Source organism: Saccharopolyspora antiqui (genome assembly GCF_052246905.1).
Taxonomy (GTDB): Bacteria; Actinomycetota; Actinomycetes; order Mycobacteriales; family Pseudonocardiaceae; genus Saccharopolyspora.
In genome coordinates this window covers 120,070-135,294 of sequence record NZ_JBQQBO010000016.1, presented here as the reverse complement: position 1 = coordinate 135,294, position 15,225 = coordinate 120,070, and the positions used below count along the sequence as shown (strand labels likewise).

The window sequence follows — 15,225 nt, the reverse complement described above, 5'->3', positions numbered from 1 at the left end:
GGTTCCCACTGGTCTGTCCAGTGACTGGAAGGGGTGAGGGCCACGCGCGAACTGGCCTTGGTCACCGGGTCCAGCAGCGGGATCGGGGCCGCTACGGCTCACGAGCTCGCCGCCCGGGGCTTCGACGTCGTGATCAATCGGGTCCCCGGCGCTGCCGCGTCGTCGGAGCTGGCGGAGTGTGCCGTGCAGCTGCGCGCCTGCGGCGTCGAGGTGATCCCGGTTGTCGCTGACGTCGGGGAGGACGATGGTGTCGCGGCGCTCGGCGAAGCGGTTGATCGGCACTCCGGACGGCTCGCGGTGTTGGTCAACAACGCGGGCACTGGGTTGACCAAGCCGGTCGAGGACATCACCGCCGGGGACTGGGATCGGCTGTTCGCGGTGCACGCGAAGGCACATTTCCGCCTCGCCGCGCGATGTTCGGCCGCGCTCAAGGCCGCCGGTGGTGCGGTCGTCAACGTCAGCAGCGTCGCCGCGAAGGTCGGATTGCCCGGCCGGGTCGCCTACAGCGCGACGAAAGCGGCCATCGAAGGGTTCACCCGCGCGCTCGCCGGGGAATGGGCGCGCGACGGCGTTCGCGTCAACGCGGTGGCCCCCGGCACGATCCGAACCCCGCTGGTGGAGCGCAACTTCCAGCGCGGCCTGCTGGACCCGGACATGGTGCTGGCCCGCACTCCGATGGGTCGCTTCGGCACGGCCGAGGAGGTCGCCAAGGTGATCGCCTTCCTGGCCGGTCCGGACGCCTCCTACGTCACCGGCCAGACGATCTACGTCGACGGCGGCTGGACCGCCTGGGGAGGCTGAGATGCCGGAAACCGACCGGCCCGGCACCGCCGTCGTCACCGGTGGCGCCTCGGGCATCGGCGCCGCGATCGTCAACCGGCTCGCCGAATCCGGTTGGCGGGTCGCGGTATTCGATCGAGCGTCCACAACGGACGGCTATCCGGTGGACGTCCGGGACGAGGCCGCCGTGACCGATGCGTTCAACGCCGTCGCCGCGAAGTGGGGTCCCATCGACGCGGTCGTGCACTCGGCGGCCATCGCGCAGCGCGGCGAACCGGCGGACGAACTGACCACCGAGGCGTTCCGCGAGCTGATCGACATCAACCTCGTCGGCAGCTTCATCGTGGCGCGCGCCGCCGCCGCGCTGATGCGGCCGCACGGCAGCGGGTCGATCGTGCTCATCTCCTCGGCGTCCGGATTTCGGGCCCGCGCCGGGATGGCGGCCTACGGCGCCTCCAAAGCCGGTGTCATCCAGCTCGCGAAGATCCTCGCGGTGGAGCTGGGCGGCACCGGAATCCGGGTCAACTGCGTCTCGCCCGGCGTCACGCTGACCCCGCTGATGCTGGACTCGTGGCAGGCCGAAAGCCCCGAACACGCATTTCAACTGGCCAACGCCCAAGCGGCCATCCCGCTCGGGCGGTTGGTGACCGCGGCGGAGGTCGCCGACGCGGCGGCGTACCTGGTGTCGCCGCAGGCTTCGGCGATCACCGGGCACAACCTCGTCATCGACGGCGGGCGGTCGCTGTGAACGGCCGCGCGAAAAACCCAGCAGGATCCGCGAAGAGCAAAGGAGCCACTCCCATGCCACAGGCGACGACGGTCGTCGCTGAGCGCGGCGCGGATTCGCGGCGCGCTCGCAAGGCGGTGATCGCTGGCGGTATCGGCAACTTCATCGAGTGGTACGACTACGGGGTGTACGCGGCGCTGAGCCCGGTGCTGTCGAAGCTGTTCTTCCCGGCAGCGGACCCGGTGACCTCAACGCTGGCGAGCTTCGCGGTCTTCGGCGTCGGCTTCGTGATCCGCCCGCTGGGCGGGTTGTTCTTCGGCCAGCTCGGCGACCGGCGGGGGCGGCGCACCGCGCTCGGCCTAGCGCTGATCATGGTGTCGCTGTCCACCTTCGCGATGGGCGTGCTGCCCACCTACTCCCAGATCGGCCTGTTCGCGCCGCTGCTGATGGTCGTCCTGCGGCTGGTCCAAGGCTTCTCAGCTGGAGGCGAGTGGACCGGGTCGGCGACGCTGATGGTGGAGAACGCGGCCAACGGCCGCCGGGGCTGGGTGGCCAGCTGGCAGCAGTTCAGCGTCATCGTCGGGCAGCTCGCGGGCATCCTGATCGTCACGGTGATCACCAACGCCTGGTCGGAACAGGTGCTGCGGGACTGGGCGTGGCGGCTGCCGTTCCTGATCGCGCTGGTGCTGGGCGCGGTCGGGTTCTACATCCGGTTCCGGATGGAGGACACCCCGCACTTCCGGGAACTGCAGAAGCAGGACATCGTGGCCGTCGCGCCGACCCGCGAGTCGCTGCGCACCCAGCGCCGCGCGATGGCCACCGCGTTCCTCTTCGTGGCGCTGCCCAACGTCGGCTTCTACACGTTCCTGACGTACATGCCGACCTTCCTGAACCAGGAGGGCGGCTTGGCGCTGTCCGACGCGTACGCGATCAACCTGGTGGGCATGGCGATCTACGCGGTGCTGACGCCGGTGGTCGGCAAGCTGTCGGACCGGTTCGGGCGGCGTCCGATGCTGATCGCCCACGCGATCGGCTTCCTGGTGCTGGCCTACCCGATCTACCTGCTGCTGGCCCAGGGTTCGTTCGCGCTGGCGTTGGGGATGCAGTTGCCCGCCCTGCTGCTGATGTCGCTGTACGCGGGGCCGGGCACCGCCGCGATCACCGAGATGTTCCCGACCAGGCTGCGGTACTCGTCGCTGGCGCTGCCGTACAACCTGAGCTCGGCGCTGTTCGGCGGCACCGCGCCGTTCGTGTCGACCTGGCTGATCGCGACGTTCCACAGCCCGCTGGCCCCAGCCTTCTACACGATGCTCGTCGCGGTGCCCACGCTGGTGGTCTACCTGCGGTTGCGGGAGACGGCGCACGAACCGCTGCGCGAGGCCTGAACACCGGCTGTCGCCGCCCACCCACCAGGATATGAGCTCGGAAAGGCGAATCGTGACTGAGCACATCGACGTCGTCCTGACCTTCGACGTGGACGCCGAAACCCTCTGGGAGGCAAGGGATCCGGACAGCGCCGCCAAGCCGGTGTGGCTGTCCCAAGGTCGCTACGGACCGACGGTCGGGCTGCCGCGCATCATGCGGCTGCTGGCCCGGCACGGCATCCCGGCGTCGTTCTTCGTGCCGGGTGTGGTGATCGAGCGGTATCCGGCCGAGATCGGCACGATCGTCGAGGCGGGCTTCGACATCGGCCACCACAGCCATACCCACACCTGGGCGCAGAACCTGAACAAGGAGCAGGAACGCGAGGAGTTCGAACGCGCCTACCGGGTGATCGAGGAGTTCACCGGCCGCCCGCCGCGCGGCTACCGCTCGCCCGCCGCCGAGTTCACCCCGAACACCCTGGACCTGATGGTGGAGTTCGGGTTCGAGTACTCCAGCAACTTCTTCGACGGAGACTCACCGTACCTGCTCGCCGACACCGACATCGTGGAGTTCCCATTCTCCTGGCACCTGGACGACGCGCCGTTCTTCTTGTACAGCAACAAGTTGCCCGGTCGTGTGATGTCGGCGCCCAGCGACGTGCTGGAGACCTGGACGCTGGAGTTCGACCAGTTGCGCCAGGAACCGGGGCGCTGCCTGGTGGTCGCGATGCATCCGCAGGTCATCGGCCGCCCGTCGCGGATGTGGGTGCTGGAGCGGTTCGTCGAACACGTGCTGGCCGCGGGTGGCGCGAGGTTCAGCACCTTCGGCGAGTTGACCGACGAGTTGCGCCCGCGCCTGCTGGCCGAGCGCGCGAAGTGAGGGGAGCTGCCGTGGATCTGGCCGCCGTGCTCGACGGGCCAGCCTGGGCGATGCGGCGCAGGCTGGTCGATCGCGAGTTCAGCGTCTTCGAGGTCGTGCGGGCGACGCTGGAGCGAATCGCCGAGCGGGACGCGACGGTGCACTCCTTCCTCACCGTGGACGCCGATGGCGCGCTGCGGCGGGCAGGCGAGCTGGACGAAAAGCTCGCGCGCGGCGAGCTGCCCGGTCCGCTGTTCGGCATCCCGGTGTCGCTGAAGGACCTCTTCGAGACCGCCGGGATGCGCACCACCTCGGGTTCCCGGGCGCTGGCCGACTACGTGCCCGACTGGGACAGCGTGCACGCCCAGCGGTTGCGCGAGGCGGACGCGGTGATCGTCGGCAAGACGAACACCCCGGAGTTCGCGGTGTTCACCAGAACCACCAACGACCTGATGCCCGAGACGGTCAACCCATGGGATCACGGGCGCAGCCCGGGTGGCTCCAGCGGCGGCGCGGCGGCGAGCGTGGCCGCCGGTCTCACCCAGATCGCGATCGGCAGCGACGGCGGCGGCTCGACCCGCATCCCGGCGGCGTTGTGCGGGCTGGTCGGCTTGCAGCCCAGCCGGGGCCTGGTGCCGCACGTGGGTGGGTTGGTCGGCACCCTGCTGTTCTCCTCGGCCGGGCCGATCACCCGCGACGTCCGGGACGCGGCGCTGACCCTGCAGGTGCTGGCCGGGCCGGACGCCCGCGATCCGATGTGCCTGCGCGACGCCCCGGCCGACTACCTGTCCGATCTCGACGACCAGGTGGGTGATCTGCGGTTCGCGTGGCTGGAGCGGTCCGGGCTGGTAGATGCCTCGACTGCGGTCGCGCAGCAGTGCCGGGACGCGGCGCGGGAGCTGGTCAGGTTGGGTGCGACGGTCCGGGCGTCGTCCGGGAGCATGCAGGCGGACCGCTGGCGGGACGGCTTCTACCAGATGATGATGGCCGACCGGTACGCCTCGGGCGGCGCCCGGTTCTACGAGGACCTCGACACGCGAGCGCTGCTGACCGACTACGCGCGGACGCATTTCGAGCGCGCCGCGAAGATCACCGGCGCGCAGTACTCGCGTGCGCTGGGGGAGCGCTGCCACGCGATCCGCGCATTGGAGGACCTCTTCGAGGGCGCCGACCTGCTGTTGACCCCGACGGTAGGCATGGTCGCGCCGGAACTGGCCGCGGATCGCAACCGCATCCCGGACGAGGCCCGGCTGCCGTACGTCGCCTACACCTACCTGATCAACTACACCGGGTTCACCGCGGCGACCGTGCCGTGCGGGACGGTGGACGGTTTGCCGGTGGGATTGCAGGTGATCGGCCGACCGGGCAGCGAAGCGACCGTGCTGCGCGCCTGCCGCGCACTGGAACGGGTACTACCGCCGATCATCCCCGCGAGAGCATTGTGAGACTCCCCGATAATCCTGCTGAGGCCGATCATCCTGCTGAGGAGTTCACAGTGGACAGTTACGACGTGGCCGTGCTCGATGGTGACGGGATCGGTCCGGAAGTCACCGGCGAGGCGCTGAAGGTCGTCGAGGCCGCCGCGAAGCGGTTCGGCTTCGAGCTCAACACCACCCGCTACGACCTGGGCGCGCAGCACTACCTGGACACCGGCGTGGTGATCGACGACGCGACCGTCGAGCGGCTGCGTTCGCACCGGGCGATCCTGTTCGGCGCGATGGGCGACCCGCGGGTGCGGCCCGGTGTCCTGGAGCGCGGCCTGATCCTGAAGCTGCGGCGCGAGTTCGCGCAGCCGGTGAACCTGCGGCCGGTGCGGCTCTACCCCGGCGTGCCGACGCCCATCCGGGATCTCACCCCGCAGCGCTGCGACCTGGTGATCATCCGGGAGAACACCGAGGGCCTGTACGTCGGCGCGGGTTCCACCGTGCACGCTGGAACTCCGCACGCGGTCGCGTTGCAGGAATCGGTGAACACGGTGGCGGCGATCAGCCAGGTCGTGGACTACTCGTTCCGGCTCGCCCAGCAGCGTCGCGGGAAGCTGACGCTGTGCCACAAGACCAACATCCTGGTGCACGCGGGCGCGATGTGGCAGCAGGTCGTCGACGAGGTGAGCAGGTCTTACCCAGCGGTGGAATTGGACTACGTGCACGTCGACGCGATGTGCCAGCACCTGCCGATGACCCCGGAACGCTTCGACGTGGTGGTCACCGACAACCTCTTCGGCGACATCATCTCCGATCTCGGCGCGACCATCCAGGGCGGACTCGGGGTGGCCTGCAGCGGCAACCTGAACCTCGACGGCACCGCCCCGAGCATGTTCGAACCGGTGCACGGCTCGGCCCCGGACATCGCGGGCCGCGGCTGGGCCAATCCGGCGGCGGCAGTGCTGTCGGCGGCTCTCTGCCTGGCCACCTTGGGCCAAGGCCAAGCCGCCCTCGCCTGCGAACAAGCCGCGGCCGCAGTCCTCGCGGAACTCCCCGCCCTGGCAGGCCCGGCCATGGGCGCATCCACCACCGAACTCGGCGACCGCATGGCCGACCGCGTCACCAACCTCGAAATCCCAACCACCCCGTCGATCATGACCGCAATCGCCGCAGTGTGAATTTTTCGAGGTGAGGGGCACCTGTGACCCAGTTAGTTGGTCACAGGTGCCCCTCACCCATCACCGGATCGGGCGGTTCGGCCAATGGTCAAGGGTGCGGTGGGATTCGAAGCGGCGCAGCGTTCCGCTGAGCGGGTCGGTGAACTCCAGCGTCTTGGCGAGCAGCTGGAGGGGAGCGGTGAAGTCGTCGGCCGCGCGGGCCCGCACGGTGGGGTAGAGGTCGTCGCCGACGATCGGGATGCCGAGGCTGCCCAGGTGCACCCGCAGCTGGTGGGTGCGGCCGGTGCGGGGCAGCAGCCGGTAGCGGCCGAGCCCGTCGCGGTGCTCGATCAACTCGATGCGGGTTTCGCTGTTCGGCTCGCCCGGTTCCTCCTGGGCGGCGAGCACGCCGCGCCGCTTCACGATCCGGCTGCGCACCGTGCGCGGCATCGCCAGCCGCGCGTCGAAGCGGGCGATGGCCTCGTATTCCTTGCGCACCAAGCGATCGTGGAACAGGGTCTGGTACGCGCCGCGCCGCTCGGGCTTGAGCACGAACATGACCAGCCCGGCGGTCAGCCGGTCCAGCCGGTGTGCCGGGCTGAGCCGAGGTAGCTCCAACTCCCGCCGCAGCCGCACCAGCGCGGTTTCCAGGACGTGCCCGCCCCGCGGCGTGGTGGCCAGGAAGTGCGGCTTGTCCACGACCAGCAGATCGTCGTCGCGGTGCACGACGTCGAGCGCGAACGGCACCGGCGTCTCGTCGGGCAGGTCGCGGTGGAACCAGACGAACGCGCCGGGCACGAATGGCGCATCCGCGCCGAGCGGGCCGTCGCTCCCGACGATCTGCCCGTCGCGCAGCATGGTGTCGATGCGGTCCGGGGGGAGCTTCGGCAGCCGGTCGACGAGGAAGTCCCGCACGGTGGCCCAGTGGCCGTCGACGGGCAGTCGCAACCGGACGGGATCCAGGCCATGCCGCTGCGGTAGCGGCGAGATGAGCTTGCGTCGCATCGCCCCACCAGCCTAACCGGCGATCACAGCCGCAGTTTGAAGCCCTCGTGGGAGGCTGCGAAGCCCAGGCGGGCGTAGAAGCGGTGCGCGTCGTCGCGTTGCTTGTCGGAGGTCAGCTGCACCAGGGCGCAGCCGCGCCGCCGGGCCTCGGCGATGGCCCAGTCGAACATCTCGCGGCCCAGGCCGTGCCTGCGGTGCTGCTCGTGCACCCGGACCGCCTCGATCTGGGCCCGCAGCGCGCCGCGCCGGGCAAGTCCGGGGATGAACGTCAGCTGCATGGTCGCGACGACGTCACCGCTGGTTTCCGCGACGACGAGCAACTGCGCCGGATCCGCGTCGATCTCGGCGAACGCTCGCAGGTAGGGCTGGAGGTCGGCGGCGGACTCCCGCGTCGCGCCGAGCTGATCGGCCGCCAGCAGTTCGACGATCGAGGCGATGTCGGCGCCGGTGGCCCGCCGCAGCACATAGGTCCCGTTACCGATCGACAGCGTCGCCAACGCGCTCACCAATCCTCCACTGTGGAATAGCGGCCTTGCGCGGATGGGGACCAACCCCCCGATCCGCACCGGCCTGCACCCGTGCACTCCCGTTCTTGACATCATCGGCGGCAGCCCGTTGGAAAGGAACCCGGATGTCGGAGATCACGGCTGTTGGCAAGCCGGTGGCGGCGCGGTTGGCGGTGGCCGCCCTGTTCCTGATCAACGGGGCGAGCTTCGCCAGCGTGGTGCCGCGCTACCCGGACCTCAAGGAGGCCCTGGCCCTGTCCAACGCCGCGCTGGGCACCGCGATCGCGGCCTTCCCGCTGGGCGCCCTGCTGGCAGGTCTGCTGGCCGGGCCGATCCTTGCCCGGTGGCGCTCGGCAGCGGTCGCGGTGTGGTGTTCGGTGTTGCAGGCCTCAGCTCTGGTGACGATCGGGTTGGCCGGGCAGTGGTGGCAGCTGGCCGCGGCCCTGTTCGTCGCGGGCGCGCTGGACTCGGTCGTGGACGTGGCCATGAACGCGCACGGAATGCGGGTGCAACGGCGCTACGGGCGGTCCATCGTGAACTCCTTCCACGGCCTGTGGAGCGTGGGTGCGATCGTCGGTGGCTTGGCGGGCTCGTTGGCCGCCGGAGTAGCGCTGCCGCTGCCGCTGCACCTCGGCATGGCCGCGGTGGTGCTGGCCGCCGCGGCCATCGCGTGCGGCCGGTTCCTGCTGCCCGGACACGACAACGCCGAACGGGAGGAGGGCCGCACACCGCGAGTCCGGCCAAGACCGGCGCTGCTGTTCGCGCTGTTGGCGGTGGGCGTGTTGTGCGCGGCCGGTGTGCTTGTCGAGGACACCGCCGCGTCGTGGGGCGCGGTGTACCTCCGGGACTCGCTGGGCGCGGCTCCGGCGCTGGCCGGAATGGTGTTCGTCGCGCTGCAGGCGGCGCAGACGGTCGGCCGCCTCTCCGGCGATCGGATCGTGAACCGCTTCGGCTACCGCGCGGTGGCCCGCACCGGGGGAGTCCTGGTGGTCGTGGCGGTGGGCGCGGCGCTGCTGTGGCCGTCGATCCCCACCACGGTCATCGGATTCGCGGTGGCGGGCTGGGGGATCGCCACGATCATCCCGGCCGGTTTCCACGCCGCCGACGAGTTGCCCGGCCTGCCCTCCGGTGCGGGACTCGCCGTCGTCGGCTGGGTCTACCGGCTCGGGACGCTGGCGGTCCCGCCGATCGTCGGGCTGCTGGCCGATGCGGTCAGCCTGCGGCTGGGCCTGGTGGTGGTCCCGATCGCCGGTGTGGCGATCGTGCTGCTGGCCGCGCGGCTGCCGGGGAAGTGACCGGCAGCAGGCGTCAGCCGAGCAGCTTGGCGAGGAACCAGCCGATCCGGCTCACCTTGCGGATCCGGGGATTTCCAGCCACGCCGTGGATTTCCCACAGCTGGCGGCACTCCGGGCAGCGCCAAAGGCCGATCCGGGTGATGTCGGGTTCGCAGGGATGACCTCGGCGCCCTCGTCTCATGCATCGAATAACACCACAACCGTCCCACTTCAGTCCGCATCGATTCGGGCAAATCGGATGAAAACCGTGACTTTTGGCCTTTCTCCGCAGGTCCGGGCGCGCCGTACCGTCAGCGGCGGTTGTGTGCAGACCGGGGAGAGGGGACCGCAGGTGACGGTGCGGGAGTTGGTCGAGCAGATGGAACGGCGCTGGGACGAATTGATGACCCTGCGCGCCAGCCCGGACATGTACGGCAGCGAAAGCCTGGACGGCCAGCTCTCCGAGTTGGAACTGTGGCTGCTGCGAATGCACCGGTTGACCGCGGGGACCACCGCGGCATGAGGCATCCTTCGATCACCACCGGTGTCCGGATCAGTTGACTACTCGTCTGCGGGCGCGAGCTTGCCGAGCAGCCGATGCAGTTCGGTGCGCTCGGCTGGGGTGAGCCGTTCGAGCAGTTCGGCGTCCACCCCATCGGCGATCGGCGTGACCCTGCGCAGCTCGGCCTTGCCCGCGTCGGTGAGCCGCAGGAGGCGGCGGCGCCGGTCGCTGTCGTCGACGGTGCGGTGGACCAGCCCGCGGTGCTCCATCCGAACCAGCAGCGACGCGAGGGTCGCCTTGTCGATCGCCGCCCGTTGGCCGAGTTGTGCCTGCTCGATGCCGGGGTGCTCGCGGATCGCGTTGAGCACCGCGTACTGCGGTTTGGTCAGGTGCGGCAGGCGGGATTGCCAGTTCGCGGTGTGCTCCTGCATGGCGCGGCGCATGAGGTGGAAGACGGCCTTGTCCAGCTCCACGTGGGGCGTCACCTTCCGTCGGGATCGGCAGTTGGGCTTGGGAATCGTAGTGCAAACGGCCCAACCAAGTGTTGGCCTGCATGCAAACGTTCGTATACGAACTAACTGGGAGGAGGCGGATCATGCGGCTGATCGTCGGCATCACCGGGGCGACCGGGGCGCCCATCGGCGTGCGGCTGCTGGAGGTGCTGCACGACATGCCGGACGTGGAGACGCATCTCGTGATGAGCCGCTGGGCGCGCACGACGATCGAACTGGAGACGCCCTACACCGCCCGCGAGGTCGCACTGCTCGCCGACGTGGTGCACGGCGCAGGCGATCAGGCCGCGCCGATCTCGTCCGGATCGTCCGTCGGCGACATCGTCGATCACCTGGTCAGCCGGGTGCTCGACCAGTTCGCCCTGGAAACCCCCACGGCCCGCCGCTGGACCGGCCTCGCCGCCGCCCGCCGCGACAACGACTGGGACAGGACGAACCAACGGTGGCCTACGACGACTTCCGGTCCTATTTGGACGCGCTAGCGGAGCAGGGTCAGCTGCTGCGCATCACCGAGCAGGTCGATCCCGAACCGGACCTCGGCGCGGCGGCCAACGCCGCTTCGCGACTGGGGGAACAGGCCCCGGCGCTGTACTTCGACAACATCACCGGTTTCACCGGCGCCCGGATCGCGCTGAACGCGCACGGATCCTGGGCCAACCACGCGATCGCGATGGGCCTGCCGCCGACGGCCTCCACCAGGGAGCAGGTCGACGAGTTCGTCCGGCGCTGGGCCAACTTCCCGGTCCCACCGCGGCGCCGCGACGATCCGCCGTTCGTCGAGAACACCCTCGACGGCGCCGCGGTCGACCTGTTCCAGGTGCTGCCGCTGTTCCGGCTCAACGACGGCGACGGAGGCTTCTACGTCGACAAGGCCGCGGTGGTCTCCCGCGATCCGGAGGACCCGGAGAACTTCGACGAGCAGAACATCGGCGTGTACCGGATGGAGGTCAAGGGCCGCAACAGGCTCGGGCTGCAGCCGGTCCCGATGCACGACATCGCGCTGCACCTGAACAAGGCCGAGCGGGCGGGCGAAGACCTTCCGGTGGCCATCGCGCTGGGCAACGACCCGATGGTGTCGGTGGTGGCCGGGACTCCGCTGGCCTACGACCAGTCCGAGTACGAGATGGCCGGGGCGCTGCGCTGCGCGCCGGTGCCGATCGCGACCGGACCGCTGACCGGCCTGGACGTGCCGTGGGGCTGCGAAGTCCTGCTGGAGGGCGTCATCGAGGGGCGCAAGCGGGAGATCGAGGGATCCTTCGGCGAGTTCACCGGACACTACTCCGGCGGCCGGAACATGACCGTGGTGCGCATCGACAAGATCTCCTACCGCACCAACCCGATCTTCGAGTCGCTGTACCTGGGCATGCCCTGGACCGAGATCGACTACCTGATCGGCCCGGCCACCTGCCCGAAATGCCGCAGTGGCTGGGCAAGCTGCAGTCGATGCTGAGCACCAAGTGATGAACGGGGAGGAAGCCATGATGTGTCCGCGATGCGTGTGCGAGGACGTGCGGCTGCTCGCGGTCTCGCCGGTCGCCGGGGTGTGGCAGGTGCTGCAGTGCGTCCGCTGCCTGTACACCTGGCGGAGCACCGAACCGGCCCGCCGCACGCAGCGCGAAGCCTTCCCGGCGGAGTTCCGGATGACCCAGGCCGACATCGACAACGCGCCGCAGGTCCCCGCCGTGCCGCCGCTGCGCAAGGCGCCGTGATGTCGGGGCACGACACGCTGATGTGGGAAGTCCGCGCCGCGGCGGGCAAACTGCCCGACGTGCTGTCCTGGATCGAGCGGACCGCACTGCCGTACCTGCGGCAGCAACCGGGCTTCCAGCGCGCGGACGTCTACCGGTCCACTGAGGACAGAGCCGTCGTCATCGCCCGCTTCGACGAAACACCGGTACCGCTGCCCGATCCGCCGGAAGACCTGCTGCGGCGCCCGGTCCACCAATGGCCCTTCCAACACCTCACCGAGATCTGCGGCGGATGAGGTTCACGCGGCCCGGACATGGATGATGTCGAGGATTCCGGAGCGAGACGGCGTCCGAGGTCCCGGCACCGCTGCGCAGAACGAGGTCGGAGGCAGGCTTCTAGCCACGCCGATTGCCCAGCTCGCAGGTGCAGGGGTCTTGGCAGGCGTGGTTGAGGCCCGGCAGCGGGTAGGTGGCGACCTTCTTCCCGCGGCCGACGGTGAACCAGGCCAGTACCCCGCCGACCGCGCACAGCACCGCCGAAACGAGCATCGCTTGGCCGAAACCGGCGCCCAGCGCCGCGCCCGTGCCGGTGTTGGACAGCCCGGCCAGCACCGGGAGCACCGCGACCGAGATGAGCCCCGCCAACCTGGACACCGCGTTGTTCACGCCGGAGGCGATTCCGGCGTCGTCAGCGCTGACCGAGGCGAGCACGGCCGAGGTCAGCGGCGCCACCGTGATCGCCAGGCCGAGGCCGAACACCAGCACACCGGGCAGCACCCCGTTCGCGTAGGTGCTGCCGGGTACCGCCCACGTCAGCATGGCCAGGCCGATCGCGCAGACGATCGGCCCGACCGTCATCGGCACCCGCGGACCGGTGCGCTGCGCGAGAGCACCCACCCGTCCGGACATCAGCAGCATGATGATCGTGATGGGCAACGTCGCGATGCCCGCCGCCAGCGCGTCGTAGCCCATCGACTGCTGCAACTGCAACGACAACAGGAACAGCGCACCGCTCAGCGCCGCGTACACGGTGAAGGTCGTCAGGTTCGCGCCGGTGAACTGCGCGGAGCGGAACAACGACAACGACAGCAGCGGGTTCGGGTGCCGCATCTCGATCAGCGGGAAGCCCACCAGCGCGGCGACACCGACGGCGGCCGCCGCCGCGGTGAGCGGGGTCCAGCCGTGGGTCGGGACCTCGATCAGGGCGAACACCGTCCCGGCCAGGCCGACGGTCACGGCGATCGAGCCGAAGATGTCCAGTCGACCGGTCGCGGTCGGATTGCGGGTCTCGGGCACGTGCCGCAGCGCGAGCAGGGCTCCCGCCGCGATGGGCACGTTGATGAAGAAAACCCAGCGCCAGGACGCCACGTCCACCAGCCACCCGCCCAGGAACGGGCCGATCGCCGAGCACACACCGGTCAACCCCGCCCACCGGCCGACCGCCTCGCCGCGGTCGTCGTGCGCGATGGCCGAGTTGATCAGCGCCAGGCTGCCGGGCACCAGCAACGCCCCGCCCACGCCCTGCACCAGGCGCGCGATGATCAGCGCTTCGCCGGTAGGGGCCAGGCCGCACCCCAGCGACGCCAAGGTGAACAGCACCAGGCCGATGGTGTACACCCGGCGGCGGCCGTAGCGGTCCCCGAGCGCGCCGCCGAGCAGCAACAGCGCGCTGAGGGTGAGCAGGTAGGCGCTCAGCACCCACTGCAGGATGCTCAGGTCCCCGCCGACCTCCCGGCCGATCGCGGGCAACGCGACGTTGACGACTGAGCCGTCGAGGAACGCCACCCCCGAGCCGAGAATGGTGGCGGCGATGATCCAGCGGCCGGAATCCGAGCGCAACGCGACAGCGACGGTCATGGTCCGACCATAAAATGCGCGTTGCGCCGCCGCCGACGGTCACCCCAGACAGACGTGCGGGCCATTGCCGAACTGATGTGGTCGCTGGCCGCCCGCCGGATGTCGAAGCGGTGCGGCTCGGGGAACTGGCGTTCGTCGATGTTCGCCGAGCAGTGGAACACCACGATCTTGTCCCCGGCGGCGCTGATGTGTCGGCCGCGCAGTTCGGTGCTCGCGGTGCGCCGGAAGCTGAGCACCGGCCGGTGGGGTTGCGCCCACCACGACGAGTAGATCTCGGCGGACTTCAGCACCGCGACGACGTCGGAATACCTGGTGACGGCCCAGGACCCGGGTCCGGGCGGCCAGTCGCCGATCTGGTGTTCCCGATGTCGGCTCACCGGCGCGTGCCGCCGCAACCAGGCGAAGTCCTCGTGCGGTACGCAGTCGGCGTACCTGCGCGGGTCGAACACGTCCGGGACGTGCGCGGGCGCTGCCATCGCGACGCCTCTGCCGGTGCAGACCAACTCTGGCCGGGCCACCGGTCTCCGTCAACGCCCACCCGCGGTCCACAGTGGATTATCCGGAGGTGGGCACGGCAAGCCCTTCGGCGGGGAGCGTGGAGGCCTTGGCGTCCGGGGCGTAGCGGCGCAGCATGTCCAGGCCGATCTGGGCACGGCGCACCCGCTCGCGGCCCAGCGCGATCGCAGTGGGGGTCAGGTGGCTGCCGCTGGGGTAGATGTTCGGAGCGTTGCGCAGCCCGAACTTGACGTACACCGGGGCGGCGACCCGCACGATCTCGGCGATTTCGAAGTGCCGGACGAAACCGCCCATGTCGTCGGGCGCTTCCACGTAGATGTCCAGCGGCAGTTCGGTCGCGGCGCGGATGGCGGCCAGCTGCCCGATGCTCAGATCGGTGGGCACGTTGTAGGTGTCGGCGCCGAGGTCCTCGGCGATGCGCACCGCGGCGGGGTTCGCCAGTCCCATTTGGACGCTGATCTTGAACTGCATGTCCGGCGGCAGATCACCGGCGGCGCGCATCGCCGAGGCGACCTTGAGCACCCCGAGATCGGTGACCAGCACGCTGCGGATGCCCGCGTCGGCGGTGCGGCGGATGTCTTCCAGCACGTGCACCAGCTGTTCGGTGCCGCGCGCCTGGGCGGCCACCGGGCCACCGGCCGAGGCGGTGGCCATCGGGCTGGTGTCCCAGCCGGCCAGCGGCCGGGCGAACAGGCTCAGTTCGATCGAACGGGCGGCCGCCGTGCTCGCCATGGCGTCCAGTTCGTCGTCGGTGAGCAGCATGCCGCCGCTGCCCTGGGATATGCGGTGCACGAGCACCTGTCGCGCGTCCGCCTCGGCGAGCACCGCGTCGAGCACTTCCGGCCCTTCGGTGCTGGGGATTTCCACCCGGTACTGCGCGCCGTCGGGGAACCGCTTGGTGCTGGTGATCGGGGCGTCCTCGGCGGGCAATCCTTGGGATCGCAGGAATTCACGTGTCTGGCGCACCAATGCTCCGTTCGATATTCCGAACAACGTTCGTTCGATCGTATGGCCAGCGGGATCGAGTGGTCAAGCGGTAGCTCCTACGTTGGCC

At 69.9% G+C, this 15,225-nt stretch carries 19 protein-coding genes; 12 read left to right on the top strand and 7 right to left on the bottom strand.

The genetic code is table 11. The features are described 5' to 3' along the window. The first annotated feature begins 33 nt into the window (after positions 1-33). From ACTWQN_RS24280 to ACTWQN_RS24255, 6 genes are read left to right on the top strand one after another with little or no spacing between them, the layout of a single operon-like run. The gene (locus tag ACTWQN_RS24280; protein WP_443205855.1) at positions 34-801 is read left to right on the top strand and encodes an SDR family NAD(P)-dependent oxidoreductase; all 768 of its coding nucleotides are present in this window, start codon (positions 34-36) and stop codon (positions 799-801) included. Position 802: 1 nt separating this feature from the next. Next, positions 803-1,528, top strand: a complete 726-nt coding sequence (locus tag ACTWQN_RS24275) for an SDR family NAD(P)-dependent oxidoreductase (RefSeq protein WP_443205854.1) — start codon at positions 803-805, stop codon at positions 1,526-1,528. 53 nt (positions 1,529-1,581) lie between these two features. Beyond that, positions 1,582-2,892 (top strand): MFS transporter, encoded by a 1,311-nt coding sequence (locus tag ACTWQN_RS24270; RefSeq protein WP_443205853.1) that lies wholly within the window; start codon positions 1,582-1,584, stop codon positions 2,890-2,892. A 52-nt stretch (positions 2,893-2,944) separates the two neighbouring features. Beyond that, on the top strand, positions 2,945-3,751 hold the full coding sequence (locus ACTWQN_RS24265) for a polysaccharide deacetylase family protein (RefSeq protein ID WP_443205852.1): 807 nt from the start codon (positions 2,945-2,947) through the stop codon (positions 3,749-3,751). Between the two features lie 11 nt (positions 3,752-3,762). Continuing rightward, a complete protein-coding gene (locus ACTWQN_RS24260) occupies positions 3,763-5,175 on the top strand; it encodes an amidase (RefSeq protein ID WP_443205851.1) in 1,413 nt (470 codons plus the stop codon). 50 nt (positions 5,176-5,225) lie between these two features. Next, entirely contained in the window at positions 5,226-6,332 is a 1,107-nt protein-coding gene (locus tag ACTWQN_RS24255) for a 3-isopropylmalate dehydrogenase (protein WP_443205850.1), read from the top strand. A gap of 60 nt (positions 6,333-6,392) precedes the next feature. Here the strand turns inward: ACTWQN_RS24255 and ACTWQN_RS24250 are convergent, their stop codons facing one another. Next, positions 6,393-7,316 carry a pseudouridine synthase gene (locus ACTWQN_RS24250; RefSeq protein WP_443205849.1) on the bottom strand — a complete coding sequence of 308 codons (924 nt, stop codon included), beginning with the start codon at positions 7,314-7,316 and terminating at the stop codon, positions 6,393-6,395. A gap of 23 nt (positions 7,317-7,339) precedes the next feature. Then, the gene (locus tag ACTWQN_RS24245) at positions 7,340-7,822 is read right to left on the bottom strand and encodes a GNAT family N-acetyltransferase (RefSeq protein WP_443205848.1); all 483 of its coding nucleotides are present in this window, start codon (positions 7,820-7,822) and stop codon (positions 7,340-7,342) included. Positions 7,823-7,947: 125 nt separating this feature from the next. Here ACTWQN_RS24245 and ACTWQN_RS24240 point away from each other — a divergent pair, with 125 nt between their 5' ends. Continuing rightward, entirely contained in the window at positions 7,948-9,117 is a 1,170-nt protein-coding gene (locus ACTWQN_RS24240) for an MFS transporter (protein WP_443205847.1), read from the top strand. A 13-nt stretch (positions 9,118-9,130) separates the two neighbouring features. Here the strand turns inward: ACTWQN_RS24240 and ACTWQN_RS24235 are convergent, their stop codons facing one another. Next, the gene (locus ACTWQN_RS24235) at positions 9,131-9,298 is read right to left on the bottom strand and encodes a hypothetical protein (RefSeq protein WP_443205846.1); all 168 of its coding nucleotides are present in this window, start codon (positions 9,296-9,298) and stop codon (positions 9,131-9,133) included. A 123-nt stretch (positions 9,299-9,421) separates the two neighbouring features. Between ACTWQN_RS24235 and ACTWQN_RS24230 the strand changes: the two genes are divergently transcribed. Beyond that, entirely contained in the window at positions 9,422-9,619 is a 198-nt protein-coding gene (locus tag ACTWQN_RS24230; RefSeq protein WP_443205845.1) for a hypothetical protein, read from the top strand. Between the two features lie 38 nt (positions 9,620-9,657). Here ACTWQN_RS24230 and ACTWQN_RS24225 read toward each other — a convergent pair whose 3' ends face one another. Continuing rightward, entirely contained in the window at positions 9,658-10,071 is a 414-nt protein-coding gene (locus ACTWQN_RS24225; RefSeq protein ID WP_443205844.1) for a MarR family winged helix-turn-helix transcriptional regulator, read from the bottom strand. A 122-nt stretch (positions 10,072-10,193) separates the two neighbouring features. Here ACTWQN_RS24225 and ACTWQN_RS24220 point away from each other — a divergent pair, with 122 nt between their 5' ends. From ACTWQN_RS24220 to ACTWQN_RS24205, 4 genes are read left to right on the top strand one after another with little or no spacing between them, the layout of a single operon-like run. After that, positions 10,194-10,592: an HFCD family protein gene (locus tag ACTWQN_RS24220; protein ID WP_443205843.1), complete on the top strand. Its 399-nt coding sequence runs from the start codon at positions 10,194-10,196 to the stop codon at positions 10,590-10,592. Next, a complete protein-coding gene (locus ACTWQN_RS24215) occupies positions 10,553-11,560 on the top strand; it encodes a UbiD family decarboxylase (protein ID WP_443205842.1) in 1,008 nt (335 codons plus the stop codon). The genes ACTWQN_RS24220 and ACTWQN_RS24215 overlap by 40 nt, the downstream gene beginning before the upstream one ends. 28 nt (positions 11,561-11,588) lie before the next feature. Further along, positions 11,589-11,819: a non-oxidative hydroxyarylic acid decarboxylases subunit D gene (locus tag ACTWQN_RS24210; protein ID WP_443205841.1), complete on the top strand. Its 231-nt coding sequence runs from the start codon at positions 11,589-11,591 to the stop codon at positions 11,817-11,819. Then, complete coding sequence (locus ACTWQN_RS24205; protein ID WP_443205840.1) at positions 11,819-12,094, top strand: hypothetical protein; 276 nt, start codon at positions 11,819-11,821, stop codon at positions 12,092-12,094. Before ACTWQN_RS24210 ends, ACTWQN_RS24205 begins: the two co-directional genes overlap by 1 nt. Positions 12,095-12,194: 100 nt before the next feature. Here ACTWQN_RS24205 and ACTWQN_RS24200 read toward each other — a convergent pair whose 3' ends face one another. From ACTWQN_RS24200 to ACTWQN_RS24190, 3 genes are all read right to left on the bottom strand, one after another. Beyond that, complete coding sequence (locus ACTWQN_RS24200) at positions 12,195-13,655, bottom strand: MFS transporter (RefSeq protein WP_443205839.1); 1,461 nt, start codon at positions 13,653-13,655, stop codon at positions 12,195-12,197. Then, positions 13,652-14,131 carry a hypothetical protein gene (locus ACTWQN_RS24195; protein WP_443205838.1) on the bottom strand — a complete coding sequence of 160 codons (480 nt, stop codon included), beginning with the start codon at positions 14,129-14,131 and terminating at the stop codon, positions 13,652-13,654. The genes ACTWQN_RS24200 and ACTWQN_RS24195 overlap by 4 nt, the downstream gene beginning before the upstream one ends. Before the next feature lie 79 nt (positions 14,132-14,210). Continuing rightward, positions 14,211-15,137 (bottom strand): U32 family peptidase, encoded by a 927-nt coding sequence (locus ACTWQN_RS24190; RefSeq protein ID WP_443205837.1) that lies wholly within the window; start codon positions 15,135-15,137, stop codon positions 14,211-14,213. Positions 15,138-15,225 lie beyond the last annotated feature (88 nt).

Bases quoted from the DNA above. Each gene is read 5' to 3' on its own strand.
- ACTWQN_RS24275 (WP_443205854.1), top strand. From the start codon at position 803: ATGCCGGAAACCGACCGGCCCGGCACCGCCGTCGTCACCGGTGGCGCC.
- ACTWQN_RS24270 (WP_443205853.1), top strand. From the start codon at position 1,582: ATGCCACAGGCGACGACGGTCGTCGCTGAGCGCGGCGCGGATTCGCGG.
- ACTWQN_RS24250 (WP_443205849.1), bottom strand. From the start codon at position 7,316: ATGCGACGCAAGCTCATCTCGCCGCTACCGCAGCGGCATGGCCTGGAT.
- ACTWQN_RS24240 (WP_443205847.1), top strand. From the start codon at position 7,948: ATGTCGGAGATCACGGCTGTTGGCAAGCCGGTGGCGGCGCGGTTGGCG.
- ACTWQN_RS24235 (WP_443205846.1), bottom strand. From the start codon at position 9,298: ATGAGACGAGGGCGCCGAGGTCATCCCTGCGAACCCGACATCACCCGG.
- ACTWQN_RS24220 (WP_443205843.1), top strand. From the start codon at position 10,194: ATGCGGCTGATCGTCGGCATCACCGGGGCGACCGGGGCGCCCATCGGC.
- ACTWQN_RS24210 (WP_443205841.1), top strand. From the start codon at position 11,589: ATGATGTGTCCGCGATGCGTGTGCGAGGACGTGCGGCTGCTCGCGGTC.
- ACTWQN_RS24205 (WP_443205840.1), top strand. From the start codon at position 11,819: ATGTCGGGGCACGACACGCTGATGTGGGAAGTCCGCGCCGCGGCGGGC.
- ACTWQN_RS24200 (WP_443205839.1), bottom strand. From the start codon at position 13,655: ATGACCGTCGCTGTCGCGTTGCGCTCGGATTCCGGCCGCTGGATCATC.
- ACTWQN_RS24195 (WP_443205838.1), bottom strand. From the start codon at position 14,131: ATGGCAGCGCCCGCGCACGTCCCGGACGTGTTCGACCCGCGCAGGTAC.